The sequence below is a fragment of the Arthrobacter sp. PvP103 genome, from assembly GCF_017833075.1.
Taxonomy (GTDB): domain Bacteria; phylum Actinomycetota; class Actinomycetes; order Actinomycetales; family Micrococcaceae; genus Arthrobacter.
Genome location: NZ_JAFIBQ010000001.1, coordinates 131,539 through 147,887, shown reverse-complemented (window position 1 = coordinate 147,887; position 16,349 = coordinate 131,539). Strand labels below are relative to the sequence as shown.

The window sequence follows — 16,349 nt, the reverse complement described above, 5'->3', positions numbered from 1 at the left end:
CGCATGACAGCCATCTTCCTGGTGTGGAACCCTGACCGCTGGAACGACTGGAACTACGCGTCCGTCGTCGAGCAGGTCAGCGACGCCGGTCAAGCTCACGGAGAGTGGCATTTTAGCCGCCCCGCCGGCGTCCCCGCCCGCGGGGACGCCTGGCTGCTGCTCAAGGGAAAGCACGGGCCCGGTCTCCTCGGGCACGGCGTGGTGATCCGCCCGCAGTCCTGGGCTGCGCCGCCTGCTGCAGCCGCCGGCGGGACGCCTTCCCCTGCCGTGACGGTCGCATTCGACTCGCTCCTGCCCCTTGGCGACCAGATCGGGCAGGAAATCCTGAGCACCGCCCTTCCGGAGCTGCGCTGGAACAGGGTGCGTAACGGGCAGGCCATTGAGCCGTCCGCGCAGGCCCGCATCCGTGACCTCTGGCGACTGGAAGGACCGCCGCCGCTTTCCGGGTCCACCTTGCCGGTGCCCGGGACCTATCCCGCGTGGGCCGTCAGCAAGGTAGAGGTGAACCGGTACGAACGAAATCCGGAGGCACGACGTGCCTGCATCGCCCACTACGGAACAAGTTGTGCAGCCTGCGGCTTTTCCTTCGAAATCGCCTATGGAGACGCCGGCAGGGAGTTCATCGATGTTCACCACACCACGCCGGTTTCGCTGCTGGACAGCAGCTACCGGCTGGATCCGGTGACGGATCTCGTGCCCCTATGTTCAAACTGCCACGCCATGGCGCACCTCGGCGTGACCACCTCGCGGACGCTCCCGGAATTGCGCCGGATGCTGGCCGGCGCGGGCTTTATGCAGGGGCGGGCGGTGAGCCCAGGGGAACTTGAGTCGCACCAGGAGGCACTGCGGCTCCTCGGTCCCGCGGAAGATCATCCCGGGCCGGAAACCGGGGCATAAGCACGGGGCCGATGCCCGACAAGCGCCCTAGCAGAACGTAGAACTCCGCGGGAAAAGCACTTAACCGGACGGCTTCAGCGCATTCCGGACCACCCCGACCAACGAATTGAACCGGGCGTTATCCGCCAGGTCGTCAATCAGTACCGGCCCCCCGGGCCCCGCGAGCGGAATACGCCAATTCGGGTGCTCCGCGTCCGTTCCGGGCTGGTTCTGCGTGCGAGTCTCCCCGACGGCGTCGACAAGGGCAACGCCCAGCAGGGCAGACGGCGTCAAGGCGGTCAATGCGTACAGCGCCTCGACGGTGCGCTGAACGTCCGCCGACGAATCCGCGAGCAGCCCCCGTTCGCGGACCAGGGCCAGCACGGCCTCCTGCTCCGCTGCCGCCTCCGCCCGTTCCTCTTCGACCGGGCGCAGGAGCAGGCCCAGCGTTTCGCGGAGCGTGACATGCTCCCCAGCGAGGTATCCGGCCGTCGGGGGCAGGTCGTGGGTGTTGACGCTGGTCAGGCACTGTTGGCGGTACTTTTCGGGCGGCAGCGGGCCCGCTTCATTGTGTTCGAACCACAGGATGGAAGTGCCGAGGATGCCCCGCTCCGTGAGGTAGTCACGGACCCAGGGTTCGAACACGCCAAGGTCCTCGCCGACAACAGTCGCGCCGGCCCGCTGGGCCTCAAGTGCCAGGATGCCGATGAGGGCTTCATGGTCGTAGTACACATACGTGCCCTCGTCCGGACCGGCGCCTTCCGGGATCCACCACAGGCGGAAGAGTCCAAGGATGTGGTCCACGCGGATGCCGCCTGCATGGCGGAGTACGGTTCGCAGCATGTCGCGGTACGGTTTGTACCCTGCCGCCGCCAGCCGTCCGGGGTGCCAAGGCGGCTGGGTCCAGTTCTGTCCCTGCTGGTTGAAGACGTCCGGCGGGGCGCCGACAGTGACGCCCTGGGCGAGTACGCCGCGAAGCATCCAGGCGTCTGCCCCGGTCGTCTTGACGCCCACCGCCAGGTCATGGACGATGCCGATGGCCATCCCGCATTGTTTCGCCGTCCGCTGGGCGGTAGCCAGCTGCTCGTCGCAGATCCACTGCAACCAGCGGTAAAACTCCAGCCGGTCCGCTTGCTCGTGCCGCACATTGTCGCAGTACGGGGTGTCCGGGGACAGCGCCTCGCCGGACCACTCGGGCGCCGTCGGCGGAAGCCGCTCCGCAAGCGTGCACCACAGGGCGAAGTCATCGATGCCCTTGCCTTCCGCTACGCAGAAGTTCTCAAACATGCGCGCACGGCCGGGACTGCGGCGGACCTTGAAAATGAGCTCAAGGGCCTCGAGTTTGGCTTGGTAGCTGACGTTTCTTTCCAGCAGGCCGACCGCCGTATTGGCGGAATGAAGCAATGCCGCGTTCTTCTCGATGCCTGCCCTGGCTGCAGGGTCCAGGTATCCGTACTCCGGCACGTCCTCAACGCGGATATAGAGCGGGTTGAAGAAACGGCGGGTGGTGGGCAGATACGGCGAATCCTCAATGGGAGGCCGGGGTTCCCCCGCGTGCAGGGGATTTACCAGGACAAAACCCGCACCGTCCTCTCCTGCAATCGCGGCAAGGTCCAGAAGGTCGGAGAAATCGCCGATGCCCCAAGAGCGGGAAGACCGGACCGAGTACAGCTGGGCTGTGAGCCCCCAATGGCGCTCGGATGCCAGGCGCCTGGTGGTTTCCAGCCGCTCGGGCGTAATGACCAGGGCACATTCCGCGAGTTCCCCGGCAGCATCGGCATGCAAGGTGTGCCAGCCAAGGGGCAGATCGCCGGGAATGGCAAAGGACGCCCGCCCTGTGAGCGTGCCGTCCACGTCCCGCGGATCCTCCCAGTTGTCGCGCTGGCCGGCCTCAACGCGGTTCCCGTCCTCGGTTACCGCCCACACCCTGACGGGTGTTCCGTGCGGGACATGGACGGCAACGTGGATTTCGCGACCTTCTCTCGATACCACCGATGGCGGCAGCAGCCTCCGCCACGGCGCCAGTTCCGCCTCGCGAAGGGCGTCTTGGAGCTCCTCCGGCGTCCCGGTCCGGTCTCCCAGCGCGGCAAGCACGCTGTGCAGCGTGCTTGCCGCGACGGGATGTTCCTTACCGTCCCAGCCGCGGAAAGACGTGCTTACGCCGCGTACTGCCGCCAGCTTGCGGAGCAGTTCGTCTGTTGTTCCTGTGTGGTCCTGTTCCGTTCCATCCGCCATGGCCCTACTCTATTGGCTCACCGGGCTATGGCACCGGCACCCGCACCTGTTTTCGTCCCACAGCCGTCAGGCGTGCCCGCTTCCACCCGGATGCGCGTGCCCTTCGCCCACCAGTTCGTGCAGCCCGGACACGGCTTCGGCCAGCGACAGCTCGGGCGACGCCGCCACGAACGGCATGAGAAGCCGGTTCTCTTTGTCCAGGTGCAAGGCGAAGATGCGTTGAATGGCGCCGGCGGCCACAGCGGCGGCCACGCCCCGGGCGCCGCGAAGCTCTTCTACAAGGGCCACGATCACCTGGTGCTCCGCCAGCATGCCCTCAACCAGGAGCCTCCCCTCGGCGGAATTCCGCGGCCCGCTGTACAAGGGGCCCTCTTCGGCAAGCGCATGGGGCACCAGCTCGTTCTCGCACCATTCCAGCAGCACCTCGTGTGCATCATGCTCGGCCGAGGCGTCATGCTTCTCCACGGAGCCCGTCACCGCGTCTGCGAGCGCCGTGAGGCGTCTGAGCATGTTGGTGTGATGACGTTCAACCGCTTCCATGGCTTCGGCCTCTGCGGCGGGGTCCTTCTTCGACACAAGATTCATGGTGCCTCCCTGGCTCCTTGCGCGCCTGCCGGCGGGCGGCCCCACACCGGGCATGGACTGTCTTCACGCACTTTCACTCTACGGCCGCCCGGGCCGGCGGCAACGGGTCTTAGGGCCCGGCCACTCTTTAGGCTCGGCCCCTGTAGCGGGCTAGCCTTGGACACTATGGTTGACGTCGAGAGGTTCAGGATCCTGCTGGAATCAGAGCGCGCCCGGAAAGCGCTGTTGCTGCCGGCCCTTCGGGAGGACATCACTTCCGCGAATGCTGCCCGGCACAACTCGAACGTTGATGACGAACATGATCCCGAGGGCGCCACCATCGCTTTTGAGCTTTCCCAGGCTTCCGCGTTGCTGCAGCAAAGCAGCGCCACCCTGGTGCAGGTCGAGGCGGCTCTGGCCCGGATCGCGGACGGCAGTTACGGCTACTGTGAAGTCTGCGGCGAGCCAATAGCAGAAGGCAGGCTGGAAGCCCGCCCGTGGACGCCCTACTGCATCGATCATGCTAGTGGCAAGGCCGGGACAAGGCCGTGACCGACGTTGCGGGCTCACTGTGGCAAAGGATCGTTTCGGGGTTCTCGCAGTCGCCGTCCCCTGAGGTAACGGCGACCGAACTGCTGATAGTCATCGTGCTGGCAACAGTGGTGTCCCTCCCCCGGGCTTCCTGGCGCTATTTCGGGCTGCTGGCCACCGTCACCCACGAGCTGGGGCATGCCTTTGCGGCCCTCATGACCGGTCAGCGCCTTGGCGGCATCAGGCTGAGCCTGGACCATTCCGGGACCACCACCACCTACAGCAGGGGCCGCTTCCCGGCAGTCTGGTCCACGTTCTGGGGTTACCCCGTGCCGGGCGTTGTGGGAGCCGCCATGGTGTGGTCCGGCTTCAACGGCTGGGGGCCGGCTGCGATGTCCGTCGGCACGCTGATCCTGCTGGGCTCGTTCCTCTTCATCCGCAACGCCATGGGGTTGGCCATCACCTTTGCAGCAGTCCTGGGCTGCTCACTCCTGGTTCTCTTCGTCCCGCCCCAGTTCACCGGCCACGTCGTCATTGCACTGGGCCTGGCGCTGCTGGTTGCTGCCGTCCGTGATCTGTCGAAGCTCTCGAACGTCCACTTGCGGCGTCGGGACAGGCTGTCCACGTCGGACGCACATCTTCTCTACCGGGCCACCTCGGTGCCCGCCGTCATCTGGATCCTCCTCTTCGCGGCCGTCGTTGGCGGTTCCTGGTGGGTGGCCTGGCAGCCCATGGCGCACGTGCTGGCGCCGGCCGGCCAATAAGGTGTAACCATGACTACCGATTCCCGCCCGACCGCCGACCATTCCTCCGATCCGGGGTTCAGCACCAGGGGGTCCTATGTGACCGGAGGTGAGGAGTTCACCCGTGACACCAACTACATCGAGGACCGGATCACGAGGGACGGCGAGCCGGGCCGCAACGGGGAACCCGGCTGGCCGGCGGAGGCGGGACGCTACCGCCTCATCGCCGCCCGCGCCTGCCCCTGGGCCAACAGAACTGTCATCGTACGCCGGCTACTGGGTCTTGAGGATGCCATATCCCTTGGGCAGCCCGGGCCCACGCATGACGCACGGTCCTGGACCTTCGACCTGGACCCGGGCGGTGTTGATCCGGTCCTCGGCATCGAACGGATCCAGGACGCTTATTTGCGGAGGTTCCCCGACTACCCCCGGGGAATCACCGTGCCGGCGGTCGTAGACGTGCCGTCGGGCGCCGTTGTCACCAACAATTTCCCGCAAATAACGCTGGACTTCTCCACTGAGTGGACTGCATTCCACCGGACGGGCGCCCCGGAGCTCTATCCTGCGCACCTCCGGGAGGAGATCGACGAAGTAAACAAAAGGGTGTTTACCGAAGTGAACAACGGTGTCTACCGCTGCGGTTTTGCCGGCTCACAGGATGCCTACGACGCTGCGTACACCCGCCTCTGGACCGCCCTGGACTGGCTGGAGGAACGCCTCACCGGCCAGCGGTACCTCGTGGGAGACACCATCACGGAAGCCGATGTGCGGCTGTTCACCACGCTGGTCCGGTTCGATGCCGTCTACCACGGCCATTTCAAGTGCAACCGGCAAAAATTGAGCGAGATGCCTGCGCTGTGGGGCTATGCCCGTGATCTGTTCCAGACGCCCGGCTTCGGCGACACCATCGATTTCATGCAGATCAAGCAGCACTACTACATCGTCCACGAGGACATCAACCCTACCGGGATCGTTCCGCAGGGGCCGGACCTGTCCGGATGGCTGACAGCGCACGGCCGGGAGTCACTGGGCGGCCGACCCTTCGGAGACGGCACGGCACCCGGCCCCGTCCGAAGCGGCGAGGAAGTTACCGCGGGACACGGCGCAAGCTGATCGCCGTCGTCATCCGCACGCCGCTAGTGTTGTCGCATGCCACTTTCGTCCGGTTTTGCCCTGCCCGAATTCCAAGCGGTCAGGGACCTGTTTGAGTCGTTCCTCGGGAACGACCCGCAGTACAGCGCCCAGGTCTCCGTCTATCGTGCGGGCCTGAAAGTGGTGGACCTTAGCGGCGGCGCCCACCTGGCGGAGGATTCGATCACGGGCGCCTACTCCTGTTCCAAAGGCGTGGCCGCCTTCGTCGTCGCACTCCTGGTCCAGGACGGATTGCTGGACCTTGACCGTACCGTGGCTCACTACTGGCCTGAGTTCGCTGCCCATGGAAAAGAGGAGATCACCGTGCGGCAGGCGCTGTCCCACCGCGCAGGGCTGCTGGGGGTGGAAGGCGGCCTGGCGCTCAGTGAATTCACGACGGCGGACGCAGCGCGGAAGCTTGCAGCTACGGCACCGCTGTGGCGGCCCGGCGCCACGTTCGGATACCACGCCCTCACCATCGGCATCATCATGGAGGAACTCTGCCGCCGGGTCTCCGGCAGCACCCTTCAGGAGTTGTACGGCTCCCGCATCAGGCAGCCGTTCGGCATCGACTTCTTCCTGGGGTTGCCGGAGGACCAGGAGTCCCGCTACCGGGACGTGCTGTACGCCGTCGATCCCAGCCAGCCGTGGCTGGACCCTCTGGGCCTCGAGGGGCTCAACGGCAACGCGGCAGTGGGCACAGTCATGGAGCTCCCCAACCACCGGGTCATTCGCGAGCACGGCATGAGCAGCGCCGGAGGCGTGGGATCCGCTGAAGGCCTGGCCCGGCTCTACGCCGCCGCCACCACGGGCGCTGACGGCGGTCCTGCGTTCCTGGAGCCGGAAACCGTCCGGATCATGTCCGAAGAGCAGGTGTGGGGCCTGGACCGCACCTCGGGACTCGACAACGCTTTCGCGGTGGTCTTCATGAAGCCGCACCCCAGCCGGAACTTCGGCAGCCATCGGGCGTTCGGCCACGAGGGTGCCAATGCCGCGCTGGGCTTTGCGGACCCCGCCTACGATCTCGCTTTTGGCTACATTCCGGGGACGCAGGAGGAAGGCAGAACACCCGGCCGCGCCCACCGGCTGGCACACGCGGCACGGCAAGCTGCGGCCTCCGCCGCGCAGGCAATGCCGGCCGGCACTTACCCGTGAGTAGGTTTGTCCATTTGTAGCACCTGCCATGCACCTTTATCGTGGGCCCAAATGGTAAATACAAAACAGCAGGACGAGGCCGCCCCGTCGCGGGTTGGCAAAATACGGCAGTCCGTGACGGACAGTGTGGCCGTAGCAGTTGCGGGACCCCGCCTCCAGCTGGCTGCCAAGGCAGGACTCGCCGCCGGCCTGGCATTCCTCATTGCACCCCTGATGCCGGGTGCCGCAGCCCAGTATCCCTACTACGCCCCGCTCGGTGCCCTCGTGGCAATGTACGAAAACGTGTCGGGTTCCATGAAGCAAGGGGTGCAGACGCTCGTGGGGCTCGGGATCGGCATTGGCCTGGCCTTCCTGCTCGTGAGTGTCACCGACCCTTCGCCGGTGACGGTGGCGATTGTCATGGGGTTGGGTGTCCTGCTCGCCGGGCTGCCGCGGCTCGGAGCGGGGCGTGACTGGATTCCGACGGCGGCGCTTCTGGTCCTACTGGTGGGCGGCAACAACCCGGACGACTTCTCCTTCGGCTACCTCCTGCAGATGGGCGTAGGAGTCGTGGTGGGCATAGCCGTCAACATGCTGGTTTTCCCGCCCCTGCATTTCAAAGCCGCCGCGCTCAGCCTTGCCGAACTCCGGTGGGCGCTCGCCAAGCAGCTCTCGGACATGGGCGAAGCGATGCGGGAAACGTGGCCGCCCGAGCACGAGGACTGGGCAGCGCGATCGGACGAGCTCGCCCAATCGGCCCGTGCCGTCCGGGCCGCCGTCCAGAAGGCCGATGCCAGCAGGCAGGTCAATCCGCGGCGCCGCCTCCACCCTCACGATCTGGACCGGGACTTCAAGGACCTCAGGGGCCTCGAGCGCGTGACCTTCCATATTCAGGACATGACCGAAGTGCTGGCCGATGTCATCTGGGACAAGGACGTCCCCTTCGTCATTCCGCTTCCCTACAGCGAGCCGCTGGCGGATGCATTGGCGGCGGTCAGCGAGGTCCTCAGGTCCATGGAAGACGAGCGCCCTGACCGGCAAAACGAACTGATTGAGGCGGCCACTGCCGCCGTGGACGCCCTGGCTGACCGGATGGCATCCGATGACGTCAACCCGGATGCCCCCAGCGCCGCGGAATCAATCGTGCTGAACCTGCACCGCATTCTCAGGGTGGTCACGGCCGGTCAGTCCTGACCCTGGAGCGCCGTTACGCTCCCGCTGAAGTGCCTCCGGCCCGACCGCGGATTCCACGCGGCATAGTCGGAGTGCTGCCAGGCGCCCGACGGGGAATCGACCGAGCTGATGTCCAGTGCCACCCGCGCCGGCAGGAACACCGGCGCTTCGAAGGCCACCTCCCAACTGAAGGATTCCCCCTTCACGGCGCCCACGTCGGCCAGCGCCCGCGAGGCGAGGTACATGCCGTGCGCTATGGACCGCCGCAGGCCCAGCGCTTTCGCCGAGAGGACACTGAGGTGAATGGGGTTGAAGTCGCCGGATACGGCCGCATACGCCCTGCCGGTGTCAACACCCAACTGCCACAGTGCCGTCGGGTCTGGCGCCGAGAACGTTGCGGGCGGGGCAGGGACCGACGGCTTGTCTATGCCCGGCAGGAAGACACCTTTGGCCAGATACGTGGACGTTCCCTTCCAGAGGACCTTGGCGTCCCCGGTTCGCCGGACCTCCGCCACGATGTCAACCTGCGTGCCGGCGCGGTGGCCGCGCAGGCTCTCAGCCCAAGAGGTAATGTCCAGCGCTTCAGTGAACAGGATGGTTCTGTGCTGTTCCACCTTGTTTTTCAAGTGCACCATTCCCAGCAGCGGCAACGGGAAGTCGTCACGGTTCATCACACTCATTGATACCGGGAAGGCGAGGGCGTGAATGAAGCCGGCAGGCAGGGTGTCGCTTGCTGTCTCACCCACCAGGTGCTGGAAGGCCGTGAGGTTGCCCACATCGGCCACCACTCCCCTGACCTCGTGTCCGCAGGGAGGCAGCGAAATCCCCGTGTCGGTACCGAGCACCCGACGCCTGGCTGCGGTGGCCGCGGCATTGACGTAGAGCTTGGACAGCGACGGCATGTCCCCGAGGATTACGGGCTGGGCACCGGTCATGCGCCCACCAGGTTCTGGCCGCACACCCGCAGCACCTCACCGGTGATGCCGCCCGCGGCGTCGCTGGCAAGGAAGGCGATGGCTTCCGCAACATCCCCGGGTTGCCCTCCCTGCTGCAGGGAGTTCAGGCGCCGGGCCACCTCCCGCGTCGCGAAGGGAATCCGGGCAGTCATCTCGGTTTCGATGAAGCCCGGCGCCACGGCGTTGATGGAGCCATGGTGCTCCCCAAGAAGGGGGGCCGTGGCGCGGACCATTCCAATGACGCCGCCCTTGGACGCCGCGTAGTTCGTTTGGCCGCGGTTGCCGGCAATACCGCTGGTGGAGGCGACCGACACAATCCGCGGGGAACTGCGGAAGTGCTCGGACGCCAGCAGCGCCTCATTGATGCGCAACTGGGCTGCGATGTTCACGGCAAGGACGGAACTCCAGCGGCCCTGGTCCATGTTGGCGAGGAGCTTGTCCCGGGTGATTCCCGCGTTATGGATCACGATGTCCAGGCGCCCGTGCCTGCCCACCGCATGCTCGATGATCCGTTGCCCGGCGTCCTCCCGGCTGATGTCCAGCTGCAGCGCCGTCCCGCGGACCGCGTTTGCTACCGCGGCCAGGTGGTCTCCGGCTGCGGGGATGTCCACGACCACCAGGGTGGCACCGTCACGGTGGAGCGTGCGGGCGATGGCCGCGCCGATGCCCCGTGCGGCCCCGGTCACCACGGCCACCTTGCCGGCAAGGGGTTTTTCAGGATCGGCGGGGAGCTGACCTTCCCCGGATGTGACGGTGAGGGACTGGCCGTCGACAAAGGCTGACCGGCCGGACAGGAAGAAGCGCAGAGCTCCGAGGGAGCTGGGACTCGTGGTGGTCACCCCGTCTGCCAGAACGATGCCGTTGGCGGTGGCGCCGGCACGCAGTTCCTTGGCCAGGGATCGCAGCAGGCCGTCAACTCCCTGGCGCGCTGCTGCGCAAGCGGGCCCCGGCGCGCTCGCCGGTGTACGGGACACCGTCACGACGCGGGCATTTGGTGCCAGATCCCGAACGGACGCCGCCGCCGAGAGGACCGGCCGTTCAAGTTCTTCAGGGTGGGCCAGTTCATCCAGCACCAAAATGATGGCGCCCAGCTTCTCCCGGGGCACCGCATGCCTCCGGACATCGAGGTCCCAGGACAGGAGGGCGGCCGCAAGCTCGTCAGCACCGTTGCTGGAGCCCTGGACCAGGATCGGCCCCGTGACAAGGGGCTGCCCTGGCTGGTAGCGCCTGAGCACCACTGGCTGCGGCAAGCCAAGCTTCTTGGCAACGTCCTTCCCGATGCCACGGGATACGAATTGTGTGTACTTGTCCGTCATTCCGGCCTCCCTAGAATGCTTCAAGAATGGCGACGACCCCTTGGCCGCCGGCAGCGCAGATGGAAATCAGGCCGCGGGCCGGTCGGCCGTCCACCTGCCCCTTGTCGTGAAGCATCTTGGCCAGCGTGGCCACGATCCGCCCTCCGGTCGCGGCGAAGGGGTGCCCGGCTGCCAGCGAGGAACCGTTCACGTTCAGCTTGGCCCGGTCGATGCTGCCCAGCGGACCGTCCAGGCCGAGGCGGGTGCGGCCGAATTCTTCGTCTTCCCACGCTGCCAGCGTGCTGAGGACTGTGCCGGCAAACGCTTCATGGATCTCGAAGAAATCGATGTCATCCAGCGTCAGACCGTTGCGGGCCAGCAGGCGGGGCACCGCGAAGGCCGGCGCCATCAGCAGTCCGTCCTTGCCATGGACGAAGTCGACGGCGGCCGCCTCGCCGTCAACGACCGTCGCGAGCTTGGGAAGTTCGTGGGCGTCCGCCCACTCCTCCGAGGCGAGCAGCACGGTGGACGCGCCGTCAGTGAGCGGGGTGGAGTTGCCGGCTGTCATGGTTGCTTCGGCGCCCAGGTTCTTACCGAAAACGGGCTTGAGCGTGGACAGTTTTTCACGTGTTGTGTCGGCGCGGAGGTTCGAGTCCCGGTTCAGTCCGCGGTACGGCGTGAGCAGATCGTCGAAGAAGCCGGCATCGTAAGCGGCCGCGAGGTTGCGGTGGCTGTTATATGCGAGCTCATCCTGGGCCTCGCGGGTAATCTTCCACTGCGCGGTGGTGAGGGCCTGGTGTTCGCCCATCGAAAGCCCCGTCCGGGGCTCCCCCGTATTGGGTGCGTCGGGCGCCAGGTCCTTGGGGCGAAGCCGGCCCAGGACCTTCAGGCGCTGGGGCAGGGTCTTGGCGCGGTTGAGGTCCAGCAGGACCTCGCGCAGGCCCTCACTCACGGCGATGGGCGCATCGGACGCGGAGTCGACTCCACCGGCAATGGCCGAATCGATTTGTCCGAGCTTGATCTTGTTGGCAAGGCCGAGGACCGTCTCGAGTCCCGTGGCACACGCCTGCTGGAGATCATAGGCAGGAGTCTCCGCGGAGAGTGCCGAGCCCAGCACCGCCTCGCGGGTGAGGTTAAAGTCGCGGGAGTGTTTGAGCACAGCGCCTGCGGCAACCTCGCCGATCCGTTCATCCGCGAGGCCGAAACGCGCAATCAGGCCGTCCAGGGCTGCGGTCAGCATGTCCTGGTTCGAGGACTTGGTGTACGCGCCGCCGGTCCGGGCAAACGGAATCCGGTTTCCGCCCACGACCACAGCCTTGCGCAGCAGGCCTGCGCCGGGTGTGGCTGCGGGGGCTGCGGCTGATTCATCTGGTCCGGTGGCGGACTGTCCGTTAAAGGACATGTGCTGTCTCCTTTTGCTCAACGCTGATTACCGATACCCAGCGTACCTGATACGCTGGGTATCGTGAACATCCTTCCCGCCGACCCTGGCGTTTCCAGGGGTGGCAACTCCCCCGGCCACGGCGCTCCAGCCAGTTCCGCCGCAAGCGGCTCAGCAATTGACGGACGCGCCGCCCGCTGGCAGTCCCACCGGGAGGAGCGCCGTCGCGAACTCATCAAGTCCGCACGGAAAGCGGTCCATGCACTGGGCAGCGACGCTTCCATGGAGGACATCGCCGCCGCCGCCGGGACGTCCAAGTCCGTGTTCTACCGCTACTTCGGCGACAAGGCGGGGCTGCAGCAGGCTGTCGGCGAGGTGGTGATAAGCCAGATGCAACGCCGCATCCACGAGGCCGCCAAGGGCGCCCAGACGCCCCGGGAGGGGCTTCTGGCCATGGTGTCCGCCTACCTTCAAATGGCGGAAACCAGCCCCAACGTCTACACATTCGTCACCACGTACTCGGCAGGAGAATCCGGAACAGCCATCGGCGGCATGGCGGCAACAGGCGCGCTCGGCCATTTCTTCGAAGAGGTCCGTGACATGATCGCCCGTCCCATGCGCGCACACCTGGGCACCGGCAAGGAAGCCGTGATCGGCTACTGGCCCACCGCGGCAATCGGGCTCGTCCGGAACGCCGGCGAACAGTGGCTCGCCGCGCCGGAGTCGCCTGGCAAACCCGACCAGGAAACCATGGCCCGCCAGATCACCGCCTGGCTGTGCGTCGGGATTGCCCCGGAGCTGGAGACCCTGGACCCCCACAATCCAAACCCCTAGTGAATTGTCAGAACCAAAGAAGGAATCGACATGACTGACGTAGTTGACCGCGCCGCCAGCCAGGCGCGCCGCCCCGCCGGGAGCGCACACCACCATGCCGACGCGGCGCCCGCCGTCGACGTCGCTGCGCTGGGCGAGCAGCTCCTGGGCAAGTGGGCCCACATCCGCCGGCATTCGCGCGACCTTTCAGGCCGTCCCGAACTGCACAAGACCGAAGGCCTCACCCACACCGAGCACCGGAAGCGCACGTTCGGCCAGCTCCAGTACCTGGTGGAGAACGGTGCCGTTCATCGCGCTTTCCCCGAATCACTGGGTGGTTCGGATGATCACGGCGGGAACATCGCCGGGTTCGAGGAACTCGTCACAGCCGATCCGTCGCTGCAGATCAAGGCTGGCGTCCAGTGGGGGCTGTTCGGTTCGGCTGTGATGCACCTGGGCACCGAGGAGCACCATGCCAAGTGGCTGCCCGGCATTATGAACATGGACATTCCCGGCTGTTTCGCGATGACGGAAACCGGGCACGGCTCCGACGTGGCCAGCATTGCCACCACGGCGACCTTTGACCCGGCCACGCAGGAATTCGTCATCAACACGCCCTTCCGTGCCGCCTGGAAGGACTACATAGGAAATGCCGCCATCGACGGTCTCGGCGCCGTGGTGTTCGCCCAGCTGGTGACCCGCGGCGTGAACCACGGGGTCCACGCGTTCTACGTGGACCTGCGGGACCCGAAGACCAAGGAGTTCCTGCCGGGCATCGGTGGAGAGGACGACGGCGTCAAGGGCGGGCTGAACGGCATCGACAACGGCCGGCTGCACTTCAGCAACGTCCGCGTACCGCGGGCCAACCTGCTCAACCGGTACGGCAACGTTGACGCCGACGGGGCCTACACCTCTCCCATTGCCAGCCCGGGCCGTCGCTTCTTCACCATGCTGGGCACCCTCGTCCAGGGCCGCGTCTCCCTGGACGGTGCCGCGGTGGCTGCCAGCAAGCTGGCCCTCAAGACCGCCATCCAGTACGCCACTGAGCGCCGCCAGTTCAACGCCTCCTCGCACACTGACGAAGAAGTGCTGCTCGATTACCAGCGTCATCAGCGACGGCTGTTCACCCGGCTCGCCACCACTTATGCCGCAGGCTTCGCCCACGAACAGTTGCTGCAGAAATTCGACGACGTCTTCTCGGGTGCACACGACACCGACGAGGACCGCCAGGACCTCGAGACACTGGCCGCCGCACTCAAGCCACTCAGCACGTGGCACGCCCTGGATACTTTGCAGGAGTGCCGCGAGGCCTGCGGCGGCGCAGGGTTCCTGATCGAGAACCGTTTCGCTTCCCTCCGGGCGGACTTGGACGTGTATGTCACGTTTGAAGGCGACAACACCGTGCTCCTCCAGCTGGTGGCCAAGCGGCTCCTCGCGGACTACGCGAAGGAATTCCGCAACGTGGACGTCGGGGTGCTGGCACGCTACGTAGTGAGCCAGGCGGCCGGCGCCGCGGTACACCGGACCGGGCTTCGCCAGGTCGCGCAGTTCATGGCCGACACGGGCTCGGTGCAGAAGGCGGCCATTGCACTCCGGGACGAGGACACCCAGCGGCTGCTGCTGACGGACAGGGTGCAGACCATGGTTGCCGAGGCCGGAGCAGCACTCAAGGGAACCAACAAGCTGCCGCAGCAGAAGGCCGCTGCGGCTTTCAACCAGCACCAGCACGAATTGATTGAGGCGGCGCAGGCTCACGCGGAGCTTCTGCAGTGGGAAGCCTTCACGGAAGCCCTGGCCGACGTGAAGGACCCGGGCACCAAGCGGGTGCTGACCTGGCTCCGGGATTTGTTCGGACTCTCGCTCATCGAGAAGAACCTGTCCTGGTACCTCATGAACGGTCGCCTGTCGATGCAGCGGGCGCGCACTGTGGGCGACTACATCAACCGCCTCCTGGTCAAGATCCGCCCGCATGCCCTGGACCTGGTGGATGCCTTCGGCTACGGCCCGGAGCATCTCCGCGCGGCAATTGCCACCGGAGCAGAAAAGACACGCCAGGACGAGGCCCGTGCGTTCTTCAGGACCCAGCGCGCCGACGGCAAGGCCCCGGTCGACGAAAAGGTCCTCCTGGCCCGGAAGGCCCGTGACACGAAGGCTCCGCGCCGCTAACCCCGGCGTACCGCCCGGGCACAACGATAAGACCACGACGGCGCCGCCCCCCGGGAGGGAGCGGCGCCGTCGTCGTTCGTTGCTGATCAGGCAAGGACGGAGCGGTACACCTCAAGGGTGGTCTGCGTAATGGAGTCCCAGGAGAAGTGCTCCTCGGCGCGGCGGCGGCCCGCCTGTCCCATGGCGCGGGCACGCTCCGGATCGGACACGACTTCGGTGAGGGCAGCTGCGAATTCGTTGACGAACTTCTCCGGGTCCAGCGGGGTCCCGGTGCCGTCAGTGACCTGTTCCAACTCCACCAGCAGGCCGGTTTCGCCATGCTGGACAACCTCCGGGATGCCGCCGGTGGCGCTGGCCACGACTGCTGCACCGCAGGCCATGGCTTCGAGGTTGACGATCCCCAGCGGTTCGTAGATGGACGGGCAGGCAAAAGCGGTTGCGTGGCTGAGCACCTGGATCAGCTCGTGCCGGGGCAGCATTCGCTCGATCAGGACGACTCCGCTGCGCTGGCTCTGCAGCTCCTCGATCAGGCGGGCGGTTTCCGCTGCGAGTTCCGGGGTATCAGCTGCGCCGAGGCAGAGCACAAGCTGGACACCCGCGGGCAGCTTGGCGGCGGCACGGAGCAGGTACGGAACGCCCTTCTGGCGGGTGTTGCGGCCGACGAAGACCACACTGGGCAGTCCGGGGTCGATGCCCAGGGCACGGACGGCGTCCTCGCCCTCATCACGGTTCCAGAGTTCGACATCGATGCCGTTGTGGACCACGCGCACCTTGGCGGGATCGACGTCCGGGTAGCTGCGGAGGATGTCCTGGCGCATCCCTTCGGACACGGCGATGATGGCGGCCGCGGCCTCGTATGCGGTCTTTTCCACCCAGGAGGACAGGGCATAGCCGCCGCCAAGCTGTTCAGCCTTCCAGGGCCGCAGCGGCTCGAGGCTGTGGGCGCTCAGCACGTGCGGGATACCGTGAAGCAGCGATGCCAGGTGGCCCGCCATGTTGGCATACCAGGTGTGCGAATGCACAAGGTCGGCTCCCGCGATATCCGGCACGATGCGCAGATCCACACCGAGCGTCTGCACGGCGGCGTTCGCGGCACCCAGATCCTCCGGGACCGAATAGGACGTCACCTTCGCCCCGTGGTAGTCGGGATCCCGGGGCGCCCCGAAGGCCCGCACCTGCAAATCCACATGTTTGGCCAGCACACGGCTTAATTCAGCCACATGGACCCCGGCGCCACCGTAAATCTCGGGCGGGAACTCTTTAGTCACAATGTCTATTCGCACGATACCCAAGGTAGTCCTTACGGCGTATCTGTTCTAGTGTGAAGGAGTCCGGGCGTGCCGGACTTTTT

14 protein-coding genes are annotated in these 16,349 nt (G+C 66.2%); 8 read left to right on the top strand and 6 right to left on the bottom strand.

Translation table 11 applies throughout. The features are described from left to right. Positions 1-3: 3 nt before the first annotated feature. Entirely contained in the window at positions 4-897 is an 894-nt protein-coding gene (locus JOE41_RS00670) for an HNH endonuclease (RefSeq protein WP_209750361.1), read from the top strand. Between the two features lie 60 nt (positions 898-957). On the opposite strand, the gene malQ is transcribed toward JOE41_RS00670, so the two are convergent. Then, the gene (gene malQ, locus JOE41_RS00665; protein ID WP_209750360.1) at positions 958-3,111 is read right to left on the bottom strand and encodes a 4-alpha-glucanotransferase; all 2,154 of its coding nucleotides are present in this window, start codon (positions 3,109-3,111) and stop codon (positions 958-960) included. A gap of 66 nt (positions 3,112-3,177) precedes the next feature. Beyond that, entirely contained in the window at positions 3,178-3,696 is a 519-nt protein-coding gene (locus tag JOE41_RS00660) for a hemerythrin domain-containing protein (RefSeq protein ID WP_209750359.1), read from the bottom strand. A 165-nt stretch (positions 3,697-3,861) separates the two neighbouring features. Here JOE41_RS00660 and JOE41_RS00655 point away from each other — a divergent pair, with 165 nt between their 5' ends. Genes JOE41_RS00655 through JOE41_RS00635 form a run of 5 tightly spaced genes read left to right on the top strand, consistent with a single transcriptional unit; the run spans position 3,862 to position 8,408 of the window. Then, on the top strand, positions 3,862-4,227 hold the full coding sequence (locus JOE41_RS00655; RefSeq protein WP_043429769.1) for a TraR/DksA C4-type zinc finger protein: 366 nt from the start codon (positions 3,862-3,864) through the stop codon (positions 4,225-4,227). Beyond that, entirely contained in the window at positions 4,224-4,970 is a 747-nt protein-coding gene (locus tag JOE41_RS00650; protein WP_011691996.1) for a M50 family metallopeptidase, read from the top strand. Before JOE41_RS00655 ends, JOE41_RS00650 begins: the two co-directional genes overlap by 4 nt. Before the next feature lie 9 nt (positions 4,971-4,979). Continuing rightward, positions 4,980-6,062 (top strand): glutathione S-transferase family protein, encoded by a 1,083-nt coding sequence (locus JOE41_RS00645; protein ID WP_209750358.1) that lies wholly within the window; start codon positions 4,980-4,982, stop codon positions 6,060-6,062. Between the two features lie 36 nt (positions 6,063-6,098). Continuing rightward, the gene (locus JOE41_RS00640; protein ID WP_209750356.1) at positions 6,099-7,235 is read left to right on the top strand and encodes a serine hydrolase domain-containing protein; all 1,137 of its coding nucleotides are present in this window, start codon (positions 6,099-6,101) and stop codon (positions 7,233-7,235) included. Positions 7,236-7,286: 51 nt separating this feature from the next. Beyond that, a complete protein-coding gene (locus tag JOE41_RS00635; protein WP_011691993.1) occupies positions 7,287-8,408 on the top strand; it encodes an aromatic acid exporter family protein in 1,122 nt (373 codons plus the stop codon). Here the strand turns inward: JOE41_RS00635 and JOE41_RS00630 are convergent. Genes JOE41_RS00630 through JOE41_RS00620 form a run of 3 tightly spaced genes read right to left on the bottom strand, consistent with a single transcriptional unit; the run spans position 8,399 to position 12,040 of the window. Beyond that, positions 8,399-9,322, bottom strand: a complete 924-nt coding sequence (locus JOE41_RS00630) for a MaoC/PaaZ C-terminal domain-containing protein (protein WP_209750354.1) — start codon at positions 9,320-9,322, stop codon at positions 8,399-8,401. The genes JOE41_RS00635 and JOE41_RS00630 overlap by 10 nt on opposite strands. Then, positions 9,319-10,659, bottom strand: a complete 1,341-nt coding sequence (locus JOE41_RS00625; RefSeq protein WP_011691991.1) for a 3-oxoacyl-ACP reductase — start codon at positions 10,657-10,659, stop codon at positions 9,319-9,321. Before JOE41_RS00625 ends, JOE41_RS00630 begins: the two co-directional genes overlap by 4 nt. Before the next feature lie 10 nt (positions 10,660-10,669). Then, positions 10,670-12,040, bottom strand: a complete 1,371-nt coding sequence (locus JOE41_RS00620) for an acetyl-CoA C-acetyltransferase (RefSeq protein WP_209750352.1) — start codon at positions 12,038-12,040, stop codon at positions 10,670-10,672. A gap of 156 nt (positions 12,041-12,196) precedes the next feature. Between JOE41_RS00620 and JOE41_RS00615 the strand changes: the two genes are divergently transcribed. Next, on the top strand, positions 12,197-12,853 hold the full coding sequence (locus tag JOE41_RS00615; RefSeq protein ID WP_209753492.1) for a TetR/AcrR family transcriptional regulator: 657 nt from the start codon (positions 12,197-12,199) through the stop codon (positions 12,851-12,853). Between the two features lie 30 nt (positions 12,854-12,883). Then, positions 12,884-14,998: an acyl-CoA dehydrogenase gene (locus JOE41_RS00610; RefSeq protein ID WP_011691988.1), complete on the top strand. Its 2,115-nt coding sequence runs from the start codon at positions 12,884-12,886 to the stop codon at positions 14,996-14,998. A gap of 86 nt (positions 14,999-15,084) precedes the next feature. Here the strand turns inward: JOE41_RS00610 and glgA are convergent, their stop codons facing one another. After that, complete coding sequence (gene glgA, locus JOE41_RS00605) at positions 15,085-16,281, bottom strand: glycogen synthase (protein WP_209750350.1); 1,197 nt, start codon at positions 16,279-16,281, stop codon at positions 15,085-15,087. Positions 16,282-16,349 lie beyond the last annotated feature (68 nt).